Genomic DNA, 15,853 nt, shown 5'->3' with positions numbered 1-15,853 from the left:
CAGTTAATAGGGTCTTAACTGGAGGAGCATGTCACATGTCGAAAGATAAAAAAGAACAGAATTTAACCCATACCGCGCCGCATAAAGGGCCAGAAACCTCTGAGCCAGGATTAGGTGATTTAGCACCGCAAGGCGGTGGACATAAACCTGCCGCTGAACCGACGCCGCCGGGCAAGCAGCCTACCGCGCCCGGCAGCCTGAAAGCGCCCGCCACGCAAAACAGCAAACTTGAGCAGCTCGATGAGTACCGCAAAAATGGCGAAAACGCCGACCTGACCACTAATCAGGGCACCCGCATCGCCAACGATCAGAACTCGCTGCGTGCCGGTTCGCGCGGGCCCACGTTGCTTGAAGACTTCATCATGCGTGAAAAAATCACGCATTTTGACCATGAACGCATTCCTGAGCGTATCGTTCATGCGCGCGGTTCGGCGGCGCACGGCTATTTCCAGCCCTACCGCTCGCTGGAAAAACTGACCAAAGCAGGTTTCCTCAGCGATGCCGAAAAAATCACACCCGTCTTCGTGCGTTTCTCCACCGTGCAGGGTGGCGCAGGATCGGCTGACACCGTGCGCGATATCCGTGGATTCGCCACCAAGTTCTATACCGATGAGGGCGTTTTTGATTTAGTCGGCAACAACACGCCAGTGTTTTTCATTCAGGATGCGCATAAATTCCCGGACTTCGTGCATGCGGTGAAACCCGAGCCGCACAACGAAATTCCGCAGGGGCAGAGCGCGCACGACACCTTCTGGGATTATGTGTCGCTGCAACCTGAAACGCTGCATAACGTCATCTGGGCGATGTCGGATCGCGGCATTCCGCGCAGCTACCGCACCATGGAAGGCTTTGGCATCCATACTTTCCGCCTGATTAACGCTGAGGGTAAAGCCACCTTCGTGCGTTTCCACTGGAAACCGGTGGCGGGCAAAGCCTCGCTGCTGTGGGATGAAGCGCAGAAGCTGACCGGCCGCGATCCCGATTTCCACCGTCGCGATCTGTGGGAAGCGATTGAAGCCGGCGATTTCCCGGAATATGAGCTCGGCCTGCAGCTGATCCCGGAAGAGGATGAGTTCAAATTCGATTTCGACATTCTCGATGCCACCAAACTGATCCCTGAAGAGTTGGTGCCGGTCGAACTGGTCGGCAAAATGGTGCTCAACCGTAATCCGGACAACTTCTTTGCCGAGACCGAACAGGTGGCGTTCCATCCGGGCCACATTGTGCCAGGGCTGGACTTCACCAACGATCCGCTGTTGCAGGGCCGTTTGTTCTCCTACACCGATACGCAAATCAGCCGTTTGGGTGGGCCGAACTTCCATGAGATCCCGATCAACCGTCCGGTTTGCCCGTACCACAATTTCCAGCGTCAGGGCATGCATCGCACGGAAATCGATACCAATCCGGCCAACTACGAACCGAACTCCATCAACAACAACTGGCCACGTGAAGTGCCGCCAGCGGCAAAAGAGGGCGGATTCGAGAGCTATCAGGAGCGGGTGGAAGGCAGCAAGGTGCGCGAGCGTAGCCCATCGTTTGGCGAATATTACTCGCAGCCACGGCTGTTTTGGCTGAGCCAGACCGCGGAAGAGCAGCAGCATATCATCGGCGCTTATTCGTTTGAGCTCAGCAAGGTAGCGCGTCCTTACATCCGCGAACGCGTGGTCGATCATCTGCTGCAGATTGACGTCACGCTGGCGCAGGCTGTGGCCACCAATCTGGGGCTGAAGCTGAGTGATGAGCAGCTCAACACCGTTCCGCCGAAAGAGGTCAACGGCCTGAAAAAAGATGACAGCCTGAGTCTGTATGCGCAACCGAGCGGCGACATTAAAGGCCGTCAGGTGGCGTTACTGCTGAGCGACGGTGTGAAAGCCGCCGACGTGCTGGCGATTCTGCAGGCGCTGAAAGCGCAGGGCGTGCATGCCAAAATTCTGGCAGCGCACATGGGACAAGTGCTGGCGGATGATGGCTCGGTGCTGCCGGTTGATGCCACCTTTACCGGTCTTCCTTCGCTGACCTTTGATGCGGTGATTGTGCCGGATGGCAATATCGATGCGTTGCTGCTGAGCGGTGATGCGCGCTACTTCCTGCTGGAAGCCTACAAGCATCTCAAAGCCATCGGTCTGAGCGGTGATGCACGCCGGTTTAAGGCGCAGTTTAACGTGCAGGACAATGAGGTCGAGGAAGGGCTGGTGGAAGATGTGAAAGCCGAGGGCACCTTTATGGCGGACTTCCTTTCTGTCATGGCATCCCATCGTGTCTGGTCGCGCAGCAAAAAAGCGCTGACCGTCGCAGCCTAATGCGCGGGGCGGAGTTGATTGCTCCGCCCCGTTTTCCCTGCATCTTAGGCAAAAAAAAAAAGCCCGCTCGTAGCGGGCTGGTCGAGATGGATACCGAAGTGATCGTGTAAACGCGTACTGTGTGTTGCTGCCACTTAATGTGGTGGAACCAGACTACAGTAATATTTCGCAACTGGTCATAGGAGTTATCGATGGCCCGAAAAATAACCGCATTCGTCCACTGATGCGTGGTTTACCTGCTTAACTCTGTTGGTGGGGAAGACAGAGGACAACATGCAGTTTAAAAGAAAAATGGATAAGCCGGTTTCTTCTGACGGCGGTTTACTGAAAAGCATTGTGCTCTCTGGACTGCTGTTGTTGATCACCGTAGCCAGTATGAGTATCTGGACCTTGCGTGAAGACTGGCTGGCGACCGTGCGTCAGACCCAGGAATCCGCGATGAATCTGGCGTTATCACAATCGCGTCAGGCGGAAGACACCTTCCTGCAGACCGAGCTTTCGCTACGCCAGGTACAGCGTGATCTGCAGCTACAGCTGGCAACGCGCATTCAGGGCGCTGACCTGAGTAATACCATGCGCGAATTACAGCGCCGCTTACCGCAGTTACACGGCTTGTTCTACTACGATCAAGATGGCAAGTGGATCGCCACCTCCGCCCAACGCGCACCCAACAATATCAATAATTCCGATCGTGAATACTTCACTTTTCAGCGCCATAACCGGCGCAACAGCGTGCATATCGGCCCGGTGATCAACAGCCGCAGCACCGGTGATTTGGTGATCCCCGTTTCCCTGCGTGTCAGTGATGCCAGCGGTGGCTTTAAGGGCGTGCTTCTGGCCACCATCAAGGTCGATTTTTTCCGTCGCTTCTACAGCTATTACGAGCTCGGTGCGCGCGATGTGCTGGTGTTGATGCTGGCTGACAGCACGGTGCTGTATGCGCGTCCGATGCCTGACAGTTACATCGGCAAAAATCTCTCAGCCAGCCCGCTGTTTCAGGAGATGCTGGCGAAAATGGATCGTGGCAGCGGGCAGTGGAAATCGGTGCTGGATGGCCAGGCGCGGATCTTTGGTTTTGCGCGTTCCGATCGCTATCCGATTATCGTCGCCGCCGGTTACAACAGTGACGATCTGTTCCATGTGTGGGTTAACCGTCGGGCGCAGGATATTCTGCTCAGCATTATCCTGCTGCTGACCATCTTGCTGCTCGGTATTTTCCAGCTGCGTCAGGCGCGCAGCGTGTTGCGCTATCAGCAGGAATTGACTCAGCTGCGCGACGAACTGCACAGCGCCAACCTCGCCCTGAATCAACTCGCGCACGTTGATGGTTTAACCGGTCTGGCGAATCGAAGGGAGTTTGATCGTTTCCTGCATCAAGCGCTGGCCCACGCCGTCGCCAGCGGTAAACCGCTCACGCTGATCATGATGGATATCGATTTCTTCAAGCATTATAACGACACTTACGGCCATATCGCCGGGGATAAGTGCCTGAAAGCGATCGCTGAGGTGCTCGCTTCCGTGGTGGCGCGGCGCTCCGATATCGCCGCGCGCTATGGCGGCGAGGAGTTTGCGCTGATCCTGCCTGATACCCCATTCGATGAGGGCATGACGATTGCGCATCGGGTGGTTGAGGCGGTGCGGATCAGGCAGCTTGCGCATATTTCTTCGCCCAAAGGCCAAGTGACGATCAGTGCCGGCTGCGCCACCACTGCGACGTCTGCCACCCTCAGTGCGGTAAAACTGCTGGAGTACGCCGATCACGCCTTGTACCGGGCAAAGCGTGAAGGGCGTGATGATGTGAAAGGGATTAATATAGATGAATCGCAAGCGTAATTGGCTTATTCCACGGCGGGCAGCTGGTATTTAATATATTGACGCAGCGCCTCGTGCATCTGGCTATTCCTTTCGTCCTCTAAGCCGCGCTCTTCATATTCTTTCGCCAGTTGAATAATCACCTCATCATATTTCCCTTTGAAGGTGATGTTATTTACCGCCACCTGCTTAATCATTAACTCGCGCAAGGCAGCGACTTCAATCTGCAGCTGGTTTACCGTTGCTTCCAGCTCGTTTACGCGTTCTTCATTCGACATAGGTTCTCCGGATTTTATTAAGCTATGGCCGTATCAGGGGCTGAATATCGCATTCGCATGCGTGTAATTCAAGCGCGAAGCGGTTACTTCGCTACCGGCAGATCCGCCAGCCGGGTGGTGTACGCCGGGGACAGCATCTCGCGCTTCATCGACCAGGGTTTCTGAATGCCTTGCCCGGCAAACCATAACGCGCCGCGCTGGTGGGCATTCATCTTGTCGATCAGGGCCATTAATTGGTCACTATTGTGACGCGGTTGATATTCCGCAAACAGATCAAACTGCGCCACGCCATCGCTAAAGAAATCGCCCAGCATGACGCCGCCTTTCATATAACGCTTACCGGGCACCCAGATGCGATCTAAACAGTTGAGCGTGGCCTGAATAATATCGCGGCTGTCAGCGGTGGGCGTAATCAAGGTTTGGCTGGCCGCATTGGCATAATAAGGATGATGCGGATCGTGCGGACTGGTACGAATAAACGTCCCGATATGACGGCAATATTGCCGCTCGCTGCGCAACTTCTCTGCGGCACGCGCCGCGTAATTGGCGATGGCCTCGCGCATATCCTGATATTCGGTAATGCGGTCGCCAAACGAGCGCGAGCAGAGGATATTTTGCCGGTTGGGAATCACCTCTTCAAACGCCAGACAAGACTCGCCACATAATTCACGCACCGTACGCTCCAGCACCACGCCAAAGTGTTTACGGATCAGCGCGGTCGGGGTTTCAGCCAATTGCAGCGCGGTGGTAATGCCCATCAGGTTGAGCTTTTTCGATAAGCGCCGGCCCACGCCCCACACCTCTTCAACCTTGACCAGTTTCATCAACTCGCGCTGACGGTGGGGCAAAGAGAGATCCATCACGTTCTCGGCTTTGGTCCAGCGTTTGGCGGCCCAGTTGGCGAGCTTGGCGAGGGTTTTGGTCGGCGCAATGCCGACACCCACGCGCAAATGGGTGTCCTGATAAATACGGTCGCGAATGTCGCGGCCTAACTGTTCGAATGTCATGCAGGCGTTGATGCCGGTGACGTCAACGAAGGCTTCGTCGATGGAATACTCATCCACGCGCGTGGAGATCAGCGCCAGCGTCTCCATCACGCGGCGCGACATATCGCCATACAACGCATAGTTAGACGAGAACACCACCACTTTGTGGCGCATCAACTCTTCCCGATGTTTGAAGTAGGGCGCGCCCATCTTAATGCCCAGCGCCTTGGCTTCTCTGCTTAGCGAAATAATGCAGCCGTCGTTGTTCGACAGCACCACAATCGGCTTGCCGCGCAGATCCGGGCGAAACACCGTTTCACAGCTGGCGTAAAACGAATTCACATCTACCAGGGCAAACATCAGCGGCCTATGGTTTTAATCACGTGTTTAACGATGCCGAAGACTTCGAACTCATCGGCGTCAGGAATGGCGATCACCGCATGCGCGGTATTCATCGGTTTGAGATGCAGGTAAGGCTGTAACATCAGCTGTTTCACGGTGAACTCGCCGGAAAGCGAAGCCACCACAATGTCACCGTGTTTGGGTTTGAGCGAGCTGTCCACCACCAGCATGTCACCCTCATTGATACCAATGTCGATCATCGAGTCACCGCTGACTCTAATGAAATAGGTTGAACTGGGGTGATCGACTAAAAAGTCGTTGAGGTCGATACGTTGTTCAACGTAGTCCTGCGCCGGGGACGGAAAGCCGCAGGGCACGCGGCTGATGAACAAAGGTAAGGCGAGAATAGCGCGGATTTCCGCGGGCTGATAAAACTGCATGGCTGCGATCTCAAATCGTCACTGTATATGTATACAGTAATGTCGAATAGGCAGTTTGATCAAGCCAGAACCCGTAATGATTTGCAAAACAATTGGCAGCAAAGGAAATTTATTTTGTGCCAAAGGGCTTGCCGCTGCGCTTAAATCATCATCCCCATGATCTGCAGGGTGCTCTGCTGTGAAGCGGTGATAAACGGAATGTCTTTGATGTGCTGCATACCAAAGGCTTCGTAGAACTTACGTGCACGCACGTTATCGCCTAACACTTCCAGCCACAGGTAGCCTTCACGCTTGTCGCGCGCCTCATTGATGATGCTCTCGAACATCCAGCGACCGTAGTTTTTGCCGGTTTCTTCTGGATTGAGGTAGAGCTTGTTGAGCAACGCGCCGCTCATGCCGGAATCCGGCACTGGCGTGTTCCAGGTGACTTTGGCGAAGCCAATCGGCTTGTCGGTCTCGGCGATCAGCCAGCTCTCATTGGGTGCCGCGAGGCTGCTATTCAGCTCTGCCAGACCGTATTCCTTGTCGATAAAGGCATCCAGTTCGTCTGCGGAAACCCACATATGTTTGAAATGCGCACTGTAGGTCATGCGGCCCAGCAGGTGCAGCAGCTCTGCATCCTCTGCCGTGGCTTTGCGTATGGTGAACTCCATGCCAGATTTCCTTGCTTAATGCTTGTTATTAATCACGTCGTCGGTGCGAGCAGAGGCCACCGAAGGGCAGTTACCATAACGTGTTAGTAACAAAAACCCAAGATAACCAGAGCTGTCTGTTAACAAGGCGCCAGGCCGATGATCTATAATGAAGAGTGAGAAGCAAGCGTAAGCCCATATTCTCAGGAGGTAGAAGATGTCAGATTCGCAACCTAAAATTATCGGCGAAGCGGCCTATGCATTACTGATACGCCGTGAGGAAGTCAGCGTTTCCTCACTGCTGGCAGAGCTCGCGCGCATGGCGAGAAAAGAGCAAAACAGTCAACAGCAGCAGCGTATTGCCCAGGCGCAGCAATGGTTGCTCACGCACCGTCAACCGGCGGGCAGCGATAATCGCGTCCATTCAGCATTGCGCGGATTGAGTCGCCAGGAAGGCAGTGTCAGAATGCCTTCGGCCGATGCCGACGACAATTGACCATCCCAACCGGCTCACGCGTCGATGACTTTCGGCGCGGAGCGCACAGATTTGGAAATAAAAGCTTTCTAATTGTCCTAATTCACACTTCTTAGCACTTTTTGCAACAAAACCTGCCTGATATCTTGAGTAAGCTCCTTGTACAGCTTTTTGCTATCTGTACAACTTTACTTAGGTCAAATGATCTAACTTTTTCATTTATTGGGGTCAATTATGCGTCAGAACGGATACACGCCGAGTTCAGTCGAGGCCATTGCCAACTATTTCAGCAAAGCGTCGCTGCCATCGCAGCAGGAAACCTTGGGTCAGATCGTGGTTGAAATCTTACGCGAAGGCCGTAACCTCAACCGCAAATCGCTATGCACCAAGCTGCTGCGCAGACTGGAACTGGCCGCCAATGCTGAAGAAGAGCATCACTATCATCAGCTGATTGGCTTGTTATTTGAACGTGAAAGCTGAGAGCCAGTCAGACGTCAAACTTGTACAAGTATTAAAATTTTACTCTGAATACGCTCCCACATTGGTTTCGCCCCGCACCGGGGCGAAGCGGCGGTCAGAGATTCGTTATGAAAATTCGTTATGAATAGAAGTGAACACCAGAAAATAATCGATGAAATTATTGGCGAAGCGGCGCTGGCGCTGTTGCAACGTACGGGCCCGGTCAATACGCAAGCGCTGTTGAATCAGCTGATGCTGATGAAGCAGCAGAGCAATGACGAAGAGCAGCGTGCAGCGATTACTGCCGCCATCACCGATGTACGCAACAGTATTTCGGCGGGAAAAAAGCTGCGCGAAGAGCAGCCGCAAAGCGACAACGTTCTTCAGCTGTTTGGTAACAACCAACAGTCTGGTAACAATCGTAAACATTGACCGATTGGCTCGCATTTAGGCACTGTAAATTCGAGCGTAGATACAATCACGGGACTGGAATCATGTCGGAAAATCACAACCTCTACGCTGCACTGCCTGACACCGAACTGGCAGAGCATTTTCGCAATGCAGACAGTACGTTAAGAAACGAAGCTGCCGTATTGGATAGGGTTATCCGCCACGTGCTGGCCACGGAAGGGCGCGTCAGTAATAAATCGATTATTCTCTGTTTGATTATGGCGCTGGAAACCGCAGAAGGTGATGCTGAAGCTGATGTGCTGCGCAAAACACTGGAAATTGTGGTGGGTTACACGCCTGACGACGCCTGATATTCCTCTCTGTCCCCCGCGCGGGGACAATGAATTAAACCTTTCTGGCGAGAGCTAATCGGCGCTTCGCTTTGCCAATATTAATTCTGTGCAACCAGGTGCGAAACTGTTTTAACTGGACGTGTGAAGCGACATCAGTTGAAAGCGTGCAAATATACAGCTGGCTTTGGGTATGATTATTAGTGCCGGTCGCGTAAATTTCGCTTTTATTATCACGCTGTTGCAGTTCAATTCCCGTGAAGTGTAAATTCCCCCACAGCTGTAAAGTGTCCTCGAACTTTTTAAAGTCCATCATGATGCCCTTATTATTTTGATTTATTATGGAATGTTGCTGGCTCCGTGCAACATAAAGCAATTGCACGATAAAGCCAGCATCTTTGAATAGTAAATTTAGGGATAGTCGCGTTTGGGCGCGGATTTTCGCATCCACTTGCGTTTATTACCGCTTTGCTTATCCATCGCTAATGCGCTGGCGCTGGCCGGATCAAACAGCGACAAACTCTCTATTTGATGCACCATAATCACTTTACGAAACTCAAGGGCACTTTTAGGTGCGGACGAGAAATCAATGTTGTGATTGTGGTACCACAGACTGTAATTATGCTCGATCGCCAGATTGAGCGTGCGTGAATCACGATAGCCGCTCAGCATCGGGATCAACACAATGTTGGCAGTGTTTGGATATTCAAAGGTCGCCGCGTGAATCATGCCGATATAGATACGGCGCGATTTCAGTGTGACCCACGCCAGCTCGCCTTCTTCCATACATTGCAATAGCAACTGTTCAATGCCGTTGGAGCGGGAAAGGCGTTGATACAACTCCTTGCGTCCACCGGCGTTGAGCCGGGCGCTGACCGCCCAGTTGGAGCGATACATACAGAACAGGATGGCAAAGGCCAGCATCAGCACCACCGGGGCCTGAATGCCTAAAAAGCTCCACGTCATGAAATCGACGTTCCAGTGCACATTCTCCGCCGAGGTCAGCGCAAACGCATTGTTCACGCCCGATGCGGCCAGCAGAATCAGCCAGATAATCGCGGTGGCCAGCACACCTTGCAGCACAAATATGCAGCCATACAGCGCAATGAGAAAATAGACATCCCAGCCAAAGGAACGCTTAATTTTTAAACGGCTCGACATGTCGCGGCTGGTATACCAATAGCCGCAAACCATCATCACCATAAATATCGCCGTGCCCATTTAAATATCCTTTAATGTGCTGACATGATGGGCAAAATCGCGCTGCACTTCAGGACTCAACGCATTAACCGAAGCGTTACCATCTTCATCAATAATAATTCTGTCGCCTTCCTCAATCGATTCCTGAATGTCCTGGCGCGTCATGACTTGCACTAATGACTCCGGGCTACCGAACAGGGAAGTTAAAAAACCAAACATCATCAAGCCATCCTTATTATTTATGCCAGCGTCAACTATGGCACATCCCTCAACAACCCAGCCGCGTAACTGAAATGAAAGGGCGTTTTCCGGATTAATCTGCCAGGTCGCCGTTTAGGGCGACCTGTGATAATTACTGATTGGTAAGCGGCGTTTTACTGCCGGGTTCCGCGCCGGTAATCGGATTGGTATCGGGCTGTGAAGCGGTGCGTGTTGCCAGCGTATCCAGATCGCTCAGCTGTTTTGACGGCAGCGTCACGCTGGCGGAGCCATCACCGCCATCCACTGCGGGCTGCGGGTCGGCGACATAGTCGAAGTTCTCATCCGAATTCCAGCTACCGCGAATATCGTCACCCTGAGACATGTTGTAGTAGGTGTGCGCATACTTCTCGATCGGCGGCAGTTTGCCCGGTGGGAAGTTGTTGTGGATGGAGTAGAGCGCTTTTTCAAACGACAGCTGATGCGCCACTTCGCGCGTCATCAGGAAGCCTAGCGCATCTTTCACGCCCACGTCATCGGTGAGGTTGATCAGGCGTTCGTAGAGGATTTTGGCGCGCGCTTCGGCCGCGATGTTGGAGCGCAGATCCGCTGTCACTTCGCCAATGGTATCAATGTAAGCCGCTGTCCAGGGCACGCCCGCGGAGTTGGTTAATGCCGGGCCGCCGCCGTACAGAATCGATGTCAGATGGCTGTCATTGCCCGCGCCGGTAATGGAGCGATAAAGATCGCCTTGCTCTTCGCTGCCTTCCGCCAGTTCGCCTTTGGCACCTTTATTCAGCATGCCAACCAGCGAACCGATAATTTCCAGATGGCTCAACTCTTCAGTCGCGATATCCATCAGCATCTCGCGACGACCCGCATCTTCATCACTTAAGCCCTGCATGAAATAGCGCATCGCAGCGGCTAATTCGCCCTGCGGACCACCAAACTGCTCGAGTAATAAATTGGCCAGACCGGGATTGGGCGCATTAACGCGCACGGTATATTGCAACTGCTTTACGTGTCGAAACATAGCTCACCTCAAAAAATAAAATAAACGGAGAAAGGGAATTAATTCTGATGTTTAAAAATAAATAACGATAAGAAATGGAGGAGGGAAGGAGTGAATTTAGCCTTGTACTCATCAACTGCATGCCGCCTCATTAATACTAAGCGGGCATCCCATTGCTGCAAGCGCACCGGGTTAAATTAATTTTATTTTAAGCCGCGAGATAAATATTATTTTAAAGGGTGAATGTTGGCATGAATTAAATAAGCGCGTCGTTCTGGTGCGCATAAATGCGCACCTACAAAACACGTCGGTCGCCATTAATGGCGACCTGGTTAACGCCTAATCAGAACAACTCACGATACAGCGCAGCGATCATCGTCACGCTGCACTCCCGCGGATTGCCCGGCGTACACACATCGGCGAAGGCTGCGGCGGCAAGCGCATCCACATCCTGCTCCTGCATGCCGATATCACGCAGTCTGAGCGGAATACCGATATCGTGGTTTAGGGTGATCACCGCATCAATGGCCAGCGCACGGGCATCGGCTAATGAACAGCTATAGGCACCTTCCATGCCCAGCGCATGGGCGATATCGCGGTACTTCTCGCCGGTATACTCGGCATTGAACGCCATGATATGCGGCAGCAGGACGGCATTGGCGATGCCGTGCGGCGTGCCATAAAACGCGCCCAGCGGATGCGCCATACCGTGCACCAGACCCAAGCCAACATTCGAGAAGCCCATTCCGGCGATGTACTGACCGAGCGCCATATCCGCCACGCCCGCAGGCGCGCCTTTAACCGAATCACGCAGCGAGCGGCCAATAATTTCAATCGCTTTGAGATGGAACATGTCGGTAAGTTCCCACGCGCCGCGCGTGATGTAGCCTTCAATGGCGTGCGTCAGCGCATCGACGCCGGTCGCCGCTTTCAGGCTGGCAGGCATGCTGGCCATCATGTCGGGATCGATAATGGCAATCGCCGGGATATCGTGCGGGTCGTAGCAGACGAACTTGCGCTTCTTCTCTTCATCGGTGATGACGTAATTGATGGTCACTTCCGCTGCGGTGCCGGAAGTGGTCGGCACCGCAATGATCGGTACGGAGGGATTGCGCGTGGCGGCGCCGCCTTCCAGCATGCGCACGTCACTGAACTCGGGATTGGCAATCATCATGCCGATGGCTTTACAGGTATCCTGCGGCGAGCCGCCGCCCACCGCGATCAGATAATCGGCACCCGAACGACGAAAAGCCTCGACGCCCGCATGCACCACCTCAACGGTAGGATTGGGGATCACCTCATCATAGATGGCGAAACTAAGGTCGTGCTGCGCCAGCAGATCGGTGATGCGGGTGGCGACAGAAAACTTGATCAAATCCTTGTCGGTCACCAGCAACGCTTTGTTAAAACCGCGTTTGTGAATCTCATCGACAATAGAATTAATCGCGCCCGCACCGAAATAGGCGGTCTCATTGAGGATCATTCTGTTAATCATATTAATTACCTTCACGTAGATGCCAGATTTAAGATTTTTCGATTAAATTCATCAAGATAAGAAGATTTAACCGTATCCAGATTTACGTGGTAATGACGATACAGATATTGCGTTGCCTCAATAAAATCGCGGTTTCCATTGAGTCGAATAAATGGAAGGAATCATGATCCTAAACGCATCGTCTCGGCACGCTTCGCCGTGTCGTAAACATATTGCAGCATCGGTTCCAGGTCGGTGTCGGGCCCGGAGCTGATGATCTTGGCGCGCAGCCACTCAATCTCGCTGGTGATATCCGGCGGGAAAATGGTGTTGTTCTGCGCATTACGCAGCCATTTCAGCAGGAAGTTATTCTTGCCGCGCACGCCGCCAGACTTCTTCGTTTTGGCGTTGATTTTCAGGGCGACCAGAATGCAGTAATAGAAGTGAACGCGTTGGCTGTAGCTTTGCGGGATCATCTTCGCTCACCTGCCGCGACAAGTGAAAAATGTGATGTCGATCGGTTTTCCATTATCCGGATTCCTGCCTGAATGGGTCTAACAGCCGTGATCAATGCCGATCAGGGCGCTATTTCCGCGCTGTAGCCGCACGGTAAACGCACCATATGATAATCCTCACGGCGGATGCAAGTCGGCATAATCCGGGAATTGAGGCGGGAGAAGGGCGTTATCAACGCTAAAAAATAAGCGAAACGGCTGAAAAAGCGCTGAGGCGATTCTTTTGCGGCATAAGCCTTAAAACGGCCACTTATCCTATAGCCAGGCCGCGCGTATCTGGCAATATCGTGATCTGCGTCTACACTTAATTCTGACGATGTTCGCAGTCAGCCTGGCGAGTGAGTTTAAATGATGTTTGTTTGTGGAGAGTTATCTATCGAAATTCCGTGTTATCTGCAAAACCTCCTCGCACACACTTCTGCGGTAGCAACCGCCTCGATCACTCAGCCAGCCTCCGAACATCCTGTAATGACAAATTCCACAAGACAGGAGAAGAGTCGTGACCTCCGCGGTTAATCACAACAGCACCTTGCCGTCATTAAGTGGCGGACTCTACGCCTTCTTTTTTGATGTCGACGGCACGCTGGCAGCGATTCAGTCGCAGCCCGAGTCGGTCTCCATTCCCGCTCCGGTACGCCAGCTGCTGCAACACATTTCCAATCTTAGCCACGGCGCCTTAGCGCTGGTTTCCGGCCGTCCGATTGCGCAACTCGACGCCTTAGTCGCGCCACTTGAAGCTCCCGCTGCGGGCGTGCACGGTGCAGAACGCCGCGATGCGGCGGGCCGCGTGCATCGCCACAGCTTGCCGGGGGATATTGCGCAAACACTGCAAACTGAACTGCAGCAGACGCTGGATCAGTGGCCCGATACGCTATTAGAAGTGAAAGGCATGGCATTTGCGCTTCACTATCGCAATGCGCCGCAGTACGAAAACGCCATTATGCAGCTGGCCGAAGACGCCGTTGCACGCTTTCCTGAGCTGGCGCTTCAGCCAGGTAAATGCGTGGTGGAACTGAAGCCGCAAGGCATCGATAAAGGCGCTGCCGTACGTGAGTTTATGCAGGAAGCACCCTTTGCCGGACGCATTCCGGTATTTGTGGGAGACGACCTGACAGATGAAAAAGGATTCCTCGTGGTAAATGCCATGCAGGGGATCTCTGTCAAAGTCGGTGAAGGGGCCAGCCATGCACGCTATCGCCTCAACAGCGTTGAGGCCGTATGGCACTGGCTTGAACAACTATTATTACAACTAGAACATGACAATGTTGGTAAGGAGTTTAGGTTATGAGTCGTTTAGTCGTCGTATCTAACCGTATCGCGATCCCCGATGGTAGCAAGGCCAGCGCAGGCGGGCTTGCTGTCGGTATTTTAGATGCACTGCGAGATACCGGTGGATTATGGTTTGGCTGGAACGGAGAGATCAGCGAATTCTCGGGTGAAGAAGAGGATGAAGAACTTACGCAGATCGAAAAAGACGGCATCACCTATGCGTCACTGCCGCTTAATCAAAACGATTATGATCAATATTATCTCCAGTTCTCCAATACCGTGATTTGGCCGGCGTTCCACTATCGCCTCGATCTGGTGCAGTATCAGCGCGAAGCCTGGGATGGCTACTGCCGCGTCAATACCTTGCTGGCGCAGCGCCTTAAACCGCTGCTGAAGCCCGACGATATTCTGTGGATTCACGATTATCATCTGCTGCCGTTTGCCGCCGAGCTGCGCAAACAAGGCATTAATAACCGCATCGGATTCTTCCTGCATATCCCGTTCCCGACGCCAGAGATCTTCAATGCTCTGCCGCCGCATCAGGAGCTGCTGGAGATGCTGTGCGACTACGATCTGCTGGGCTTCCAGACAGAATCTGACCGCGTAGCTTTCCTTGATAGCCTGAGCCAGCTGACGCAGCTGCAGAATAAAGGAGAGAAGAAGCATCGTGCCTTCGGTAACACCTTTATGACTGAGGTCTATCCGATTGGTATTGAGCCGGACACCATTAAAGAGATGGCGGAAGGACCGCTGCCACCGAAAATGGCGGCGATGAAACGCGATTTGGGCGATCTGCAGAATATCATTGCCTGTGAGCGACTGGATTACTCTAAAGGATTGCCGGAGCGTTTCCTGGCCTTCGAAGCCCTGCTGGAGAATTTCCCGCAGCACCGCGGCAAAATTCGCTACTCGCAAATTGCGCCCACCTCGCGCGGCGATGTGCAGGCTTATCAGGACATCCGTCACCAGCTGGAAACGGAAGCGGGGCGCATCAACGGTAAATACGGCACGCTGGGCTGGACGCCGCTCTATTACCTCAATCAGCACTTTGATCGTCGTCTGTTAATGAAGATCTTCCGTCTCACCAACGTCGGCTTGATTACGCCGCTGCGTGACGGCATGAATCTGGTGGCGAAAGAGTATGTAGCAGCGCAGGACCCGGATAACCCTGGCGTGTTGGTGTTGTCCCGCTTTGCTGGTGCGGCCAATGAGCTGACTTCCGCGCTGATCGTCAATCCGTACGATCGTGATGACGTGGCGGCGGCGCTCGATCGCGCGTTGACCATGCCGCGTACCGAACGTATCTCGCGTTATAACGACATGATGGCGGTGTTGCGCAAACAGGATATTTCACACTGGCGTGAAAGCTTCCTGAAAGATTTAAATACTTTGCCGGTACGCAGTGATGATCACGGTACGGTAAATAAAGTCGCTACCTTTCCGAAATTAGCGTAACGCTTAATTGCACAATACATTGCGCCGCTACGGTAAATGCTAACATTGGGTGCTTTGCTCACTTATTGCACACTTCCGTAGCGGCGCGATTTATCGCACATTTTTGAATTTACGCTCCGCTGCACAGCGTTTTCACGCGCCACTGTAACTTCACGAAATCGATTTCATTTCTTTAAGCGCTAATGCGCTGACTCATCAGCAAAAAGCGCACGATTTGGTTAAAAAGCATACAATCGAAAGGCAAAAAGAGCTTTTTTTCCTCGCAA

The 15,853-nt window shown here is 53.1% G+C and carries 18 protein-coding genes; 8 read left to right on the top strand and 10 right to left on the bottom strand.

Annotation, left to right across the window (positions count from 1 at the left end; all coding sequences use genetic code 11):
• The first annotated feature begins 35 nt into the window (after positions 1-35).
• Both katE and KVT28_RS03950 read left to right on the top strand, forming a co-directional pair.
• Positions 36-2,300 carry a catalase HPII gene (katE, locus tag KVT28_RS03955; RefSeq protein WP_110865983.1) on the top strand — a complete coding sequence of 755 codons (2,265 nt, stop codon included), beginning with the start codon at positions 36-38 and terminating at the stop codon, positions 2,298-2,300.
• A 273-nt stretch (positions 2,301-2,573) separates the two neighbouring features.
• Positions 2,574-4,133: a sensor domain-containing diguanylate cyclase gene (locus tag KVT28_RS03950; protein ID WP_217546872.1), complete on the top strand. Its 1,560-nt coding sequence runs from the start codon at positions 2,574-2,576 to the stop codon at positions 4,131-4,133.
• A 5-nt stretch (positions 4,134-4,138) separates the two neighbouring features.
• Here the strand turns inward: KVT28_RS03950 and KVT28_RS03945 are convergent, their stop codons facing one another.
• The 4 genes from KVT28_RS03945 to KVT28_RS03930 all read right to left on the bottom strand — a co-directional run bounded on the left by KVT28_RS03945 (position 4,139) and on the right by KVT28_RS03930 (position 6,811).
• Positions 4,139-4,390 (bottom strand): hypothetical protein, encoded by a 252-nt coding sequence (locus KVT28_RS03945; protein WP_101760749.1) that lies wholly within the window; start codon positions 4,388-4,390, stop codon positions 4,139-4,141.
• A gap of 83 nt (positions 4,391-4,473) precedes the next feature.
• The gene (umuC, locus tag KVT28_RS03940; protein WP_110865986.1) at positions 4,474-5,736 is read right to left on the bottom strand and encodes a translesion error-prone DNA polymerase V subunit UmuC; all 1,263 of its coding nucleotides are present in this window, start codon (positions 5,734-5,736) and stop codon (positions 4,474-4,476) included.
• Complete coding sequence (gene umuD, locus KVT28_RS03935) at positions 5,736-6,158, bottom strand: translesion error-prone DNA polymerase V autoproteolytic subunit (protein ID WP_101760747.1); 423 nt, start codon at positions 6,156-6,158, stop codon at positions 5,736-5,738. The genes umuC and umuD overlap by 1 nt, the downstream gene beginning before the upstream one ends.
• Positions 6,159-6,298: 140 nt before the next feature.
• Positions 6,299-6,811: a GNAT family N-acetyltransferase gene (locus KVT28_RS03930; RefSeq protein WP_101760746.1), complete on the bottom strand. Its 513-nt coding sequence runs from the start codon at positions 6,809-6,811 to the stop codon at positions 6,299-6,301.
• Positions 6,812-7,007: 196 nt separating this feature from the next.
• Between KVT28_RS03930 and KVT28_RS03925 the strand changes: the two genes are divergently transcribed.
• The 4 genes from KVT28_RS03925 to KVT28_RS03910 all read left to right on the top strand — a co-directional run bounded on the left by KVT28_RS03925 (position 7,008) and on the right by KVT28_RS03910 (position 8,485).
• Complete coding sequence (locus KVT28_RS03925; protein ID WP_217546868.1) at positions 7,008-7,286, top strand: hypothetical protein; 279 nt, start codon at positions 7,008-7,010, stop codon at positions 7,284-7,286.
• Between the two features lie 213 nt (positions 7,287-7,499).
• The gene (gene ycgZ / locus KVT28_RS03920; RefSeq protein ID WP_007891089.1) at positions 7,500-7,745 is read left to right on the top strand and encodes a regulatory protein YcgZ; all 246 of its coding nucleotides are present in this window, start codon (positions 7,500-7,502) and stop codon (positions 7,743-7,745) included.
• A 120-nt stretch (positions 7,746-7,865) separates the two neighbouring features.
• On the top strand, positions 7,866-8,156 hold the full coding sequence (locus KVT28_RS03915) for a hypothetical protein (protein WP_101760744.1): 291 nt from the start codon (positions 7,866-7,868) through the stop codon (positions 8,154-8,156).
• Positions 8,157-8,218: 62 nt separating this feature from the next.
• Entirely contained in the window at positions 8,219-8,485 is a 267-nt protein-coding gene (locus tag KVT28_RS03910; protein ID WP_101760743.1) for a biofilm development regulator YmgB/AriR family protein, read from the top strand.
• A 34-nt stretch (positions 8,486-8,519) separates the two neighbouring features.
• Here KVT28_RS03910 and KVT28_RS03905 read toward each other — a convergent pair whose 3' ends face one another.
• The 6 genes from KVT28_RS03905 to KVT28_RS03880 all read right to left on the bottom strand — a co-directional run bounded on the left by KVT28_RS03905 (position 8,520) and on the right by KVT28_RS03880 (position 12,821).
• Positions 8,520-8,780, bottom strand: a complete 261-nt coding sequence (locus tag KVT28_RS03905) for a hypothetical protein (RefSeq protein ID WP_217546865.1) — start codon at positions 8,778-8,780, stop codon at positions 8,520-8,522.
• Between the two features lie 95 nt (positions 8,781-8,875).
• Positions 8,876-9,685: a hypothetical protein gene (locus KVT28_RS03900; protein WP_101760742.1), complete on the bottom strand. Its 810-nt coding sequence runs from the start codon at positions 9,683-9,685 to the stop codon at positions 8,876-8,878.
• Positions 9,686-9,883, bottom strand: a complete 198-nt coding sequence (locus KVT28_RS03895; protein ID WP_101761030.1) for a hypothetical protein — start codon at positions 9,881-9,883, stop codon at positions 9,686-9,688.
• Between the two features lie 133 nt (positions 9,884-10,016).
• Positions 10,017-10,895 carry a manganese catalase family protein gene (locus KVT28_RS03890; protein WP_101760741.1) on the bottom strand — a complete coding sequence of 293 codons (879 nt, stop codon included), beginning with the start codon at positions 10,893-10,895 and terminating at the stop codon, positions 10,017-10,019.
• Positions 10,896-11,217: 322 nt separating this feature from the next.
• A complete protein-coding gene (fucO, locus tag KVT28_RS03885; RefSeq protein WP_217546861.1) occupies positions 11,218-12,369 on the bottom strand; it encodes a lactaldehyde reductase in 1,152 nt (383 codons plus the stop codon).
• A 161-nt stretch (positions 12,370-12,530) separates the two neighbouring features.
• Positions 12,531-12,821 carry a hypothetical protein gene (locus KVT28_RS03880; RefSeq protein ID WP_101761029.1) on the bottom strand — a complete coding sequence of 97 codons (291 nt, stop codon included), beginning with the start codon at positions 12,819-12,821 and terminating at the stop codon, positions 12,531-12,533.
• Between the two features lie 541 nt (positions 12,822-13,362).
• On the opposite strand from KVT28_RS03880, the gene otsB reads away from it, so the two are divergent.
• Complete coding sequence (gene otsB, locus KVT28_RS03875; protein WP_101760738.1) at positions 13,363-14,151, top strand: trehalose-phosphatase; 789 nt, start codon at positions 13,363-13,365, stop codon at positions 14,149-14,151.
• Positions 14,148-15,587 carry an alpha,alpha-trehalose-phosphate synthase gene (gene otsA / locus KVT28_RS03870; protein ID WP_101760737.1) on the top strand — a complete coding sequence of 480 codons (1,440 nt, stop codon included), beginning with the start codon at positions 14,148-14,150 and terminating at the stop codon, positions 15,585-15,587. Before otsB ends, otsA begins: the two co-directional genes overlap by 4 nt.
• The last annotated feature ends 266 nt before the right edge of the window (positions 15,588-15,853 follow it).

Origin of the sequence: Pantoea sp. GbtcB22, assembly GCF_019091025.1 — a bacterium.
In the GTDB taxonomy this organism is placed as follows: Bacteria; Pseudomonadota; Gammaproteobacteria; order Enterobacterales; family Enterobacteriaceae; genus Pantoea; species Pantoea leporis.
The sequence above is the reverse complement of the archived record's forward strand: the minus strand, read 5'-3'. Positions and strand labels throughout refer to the sequence as shown.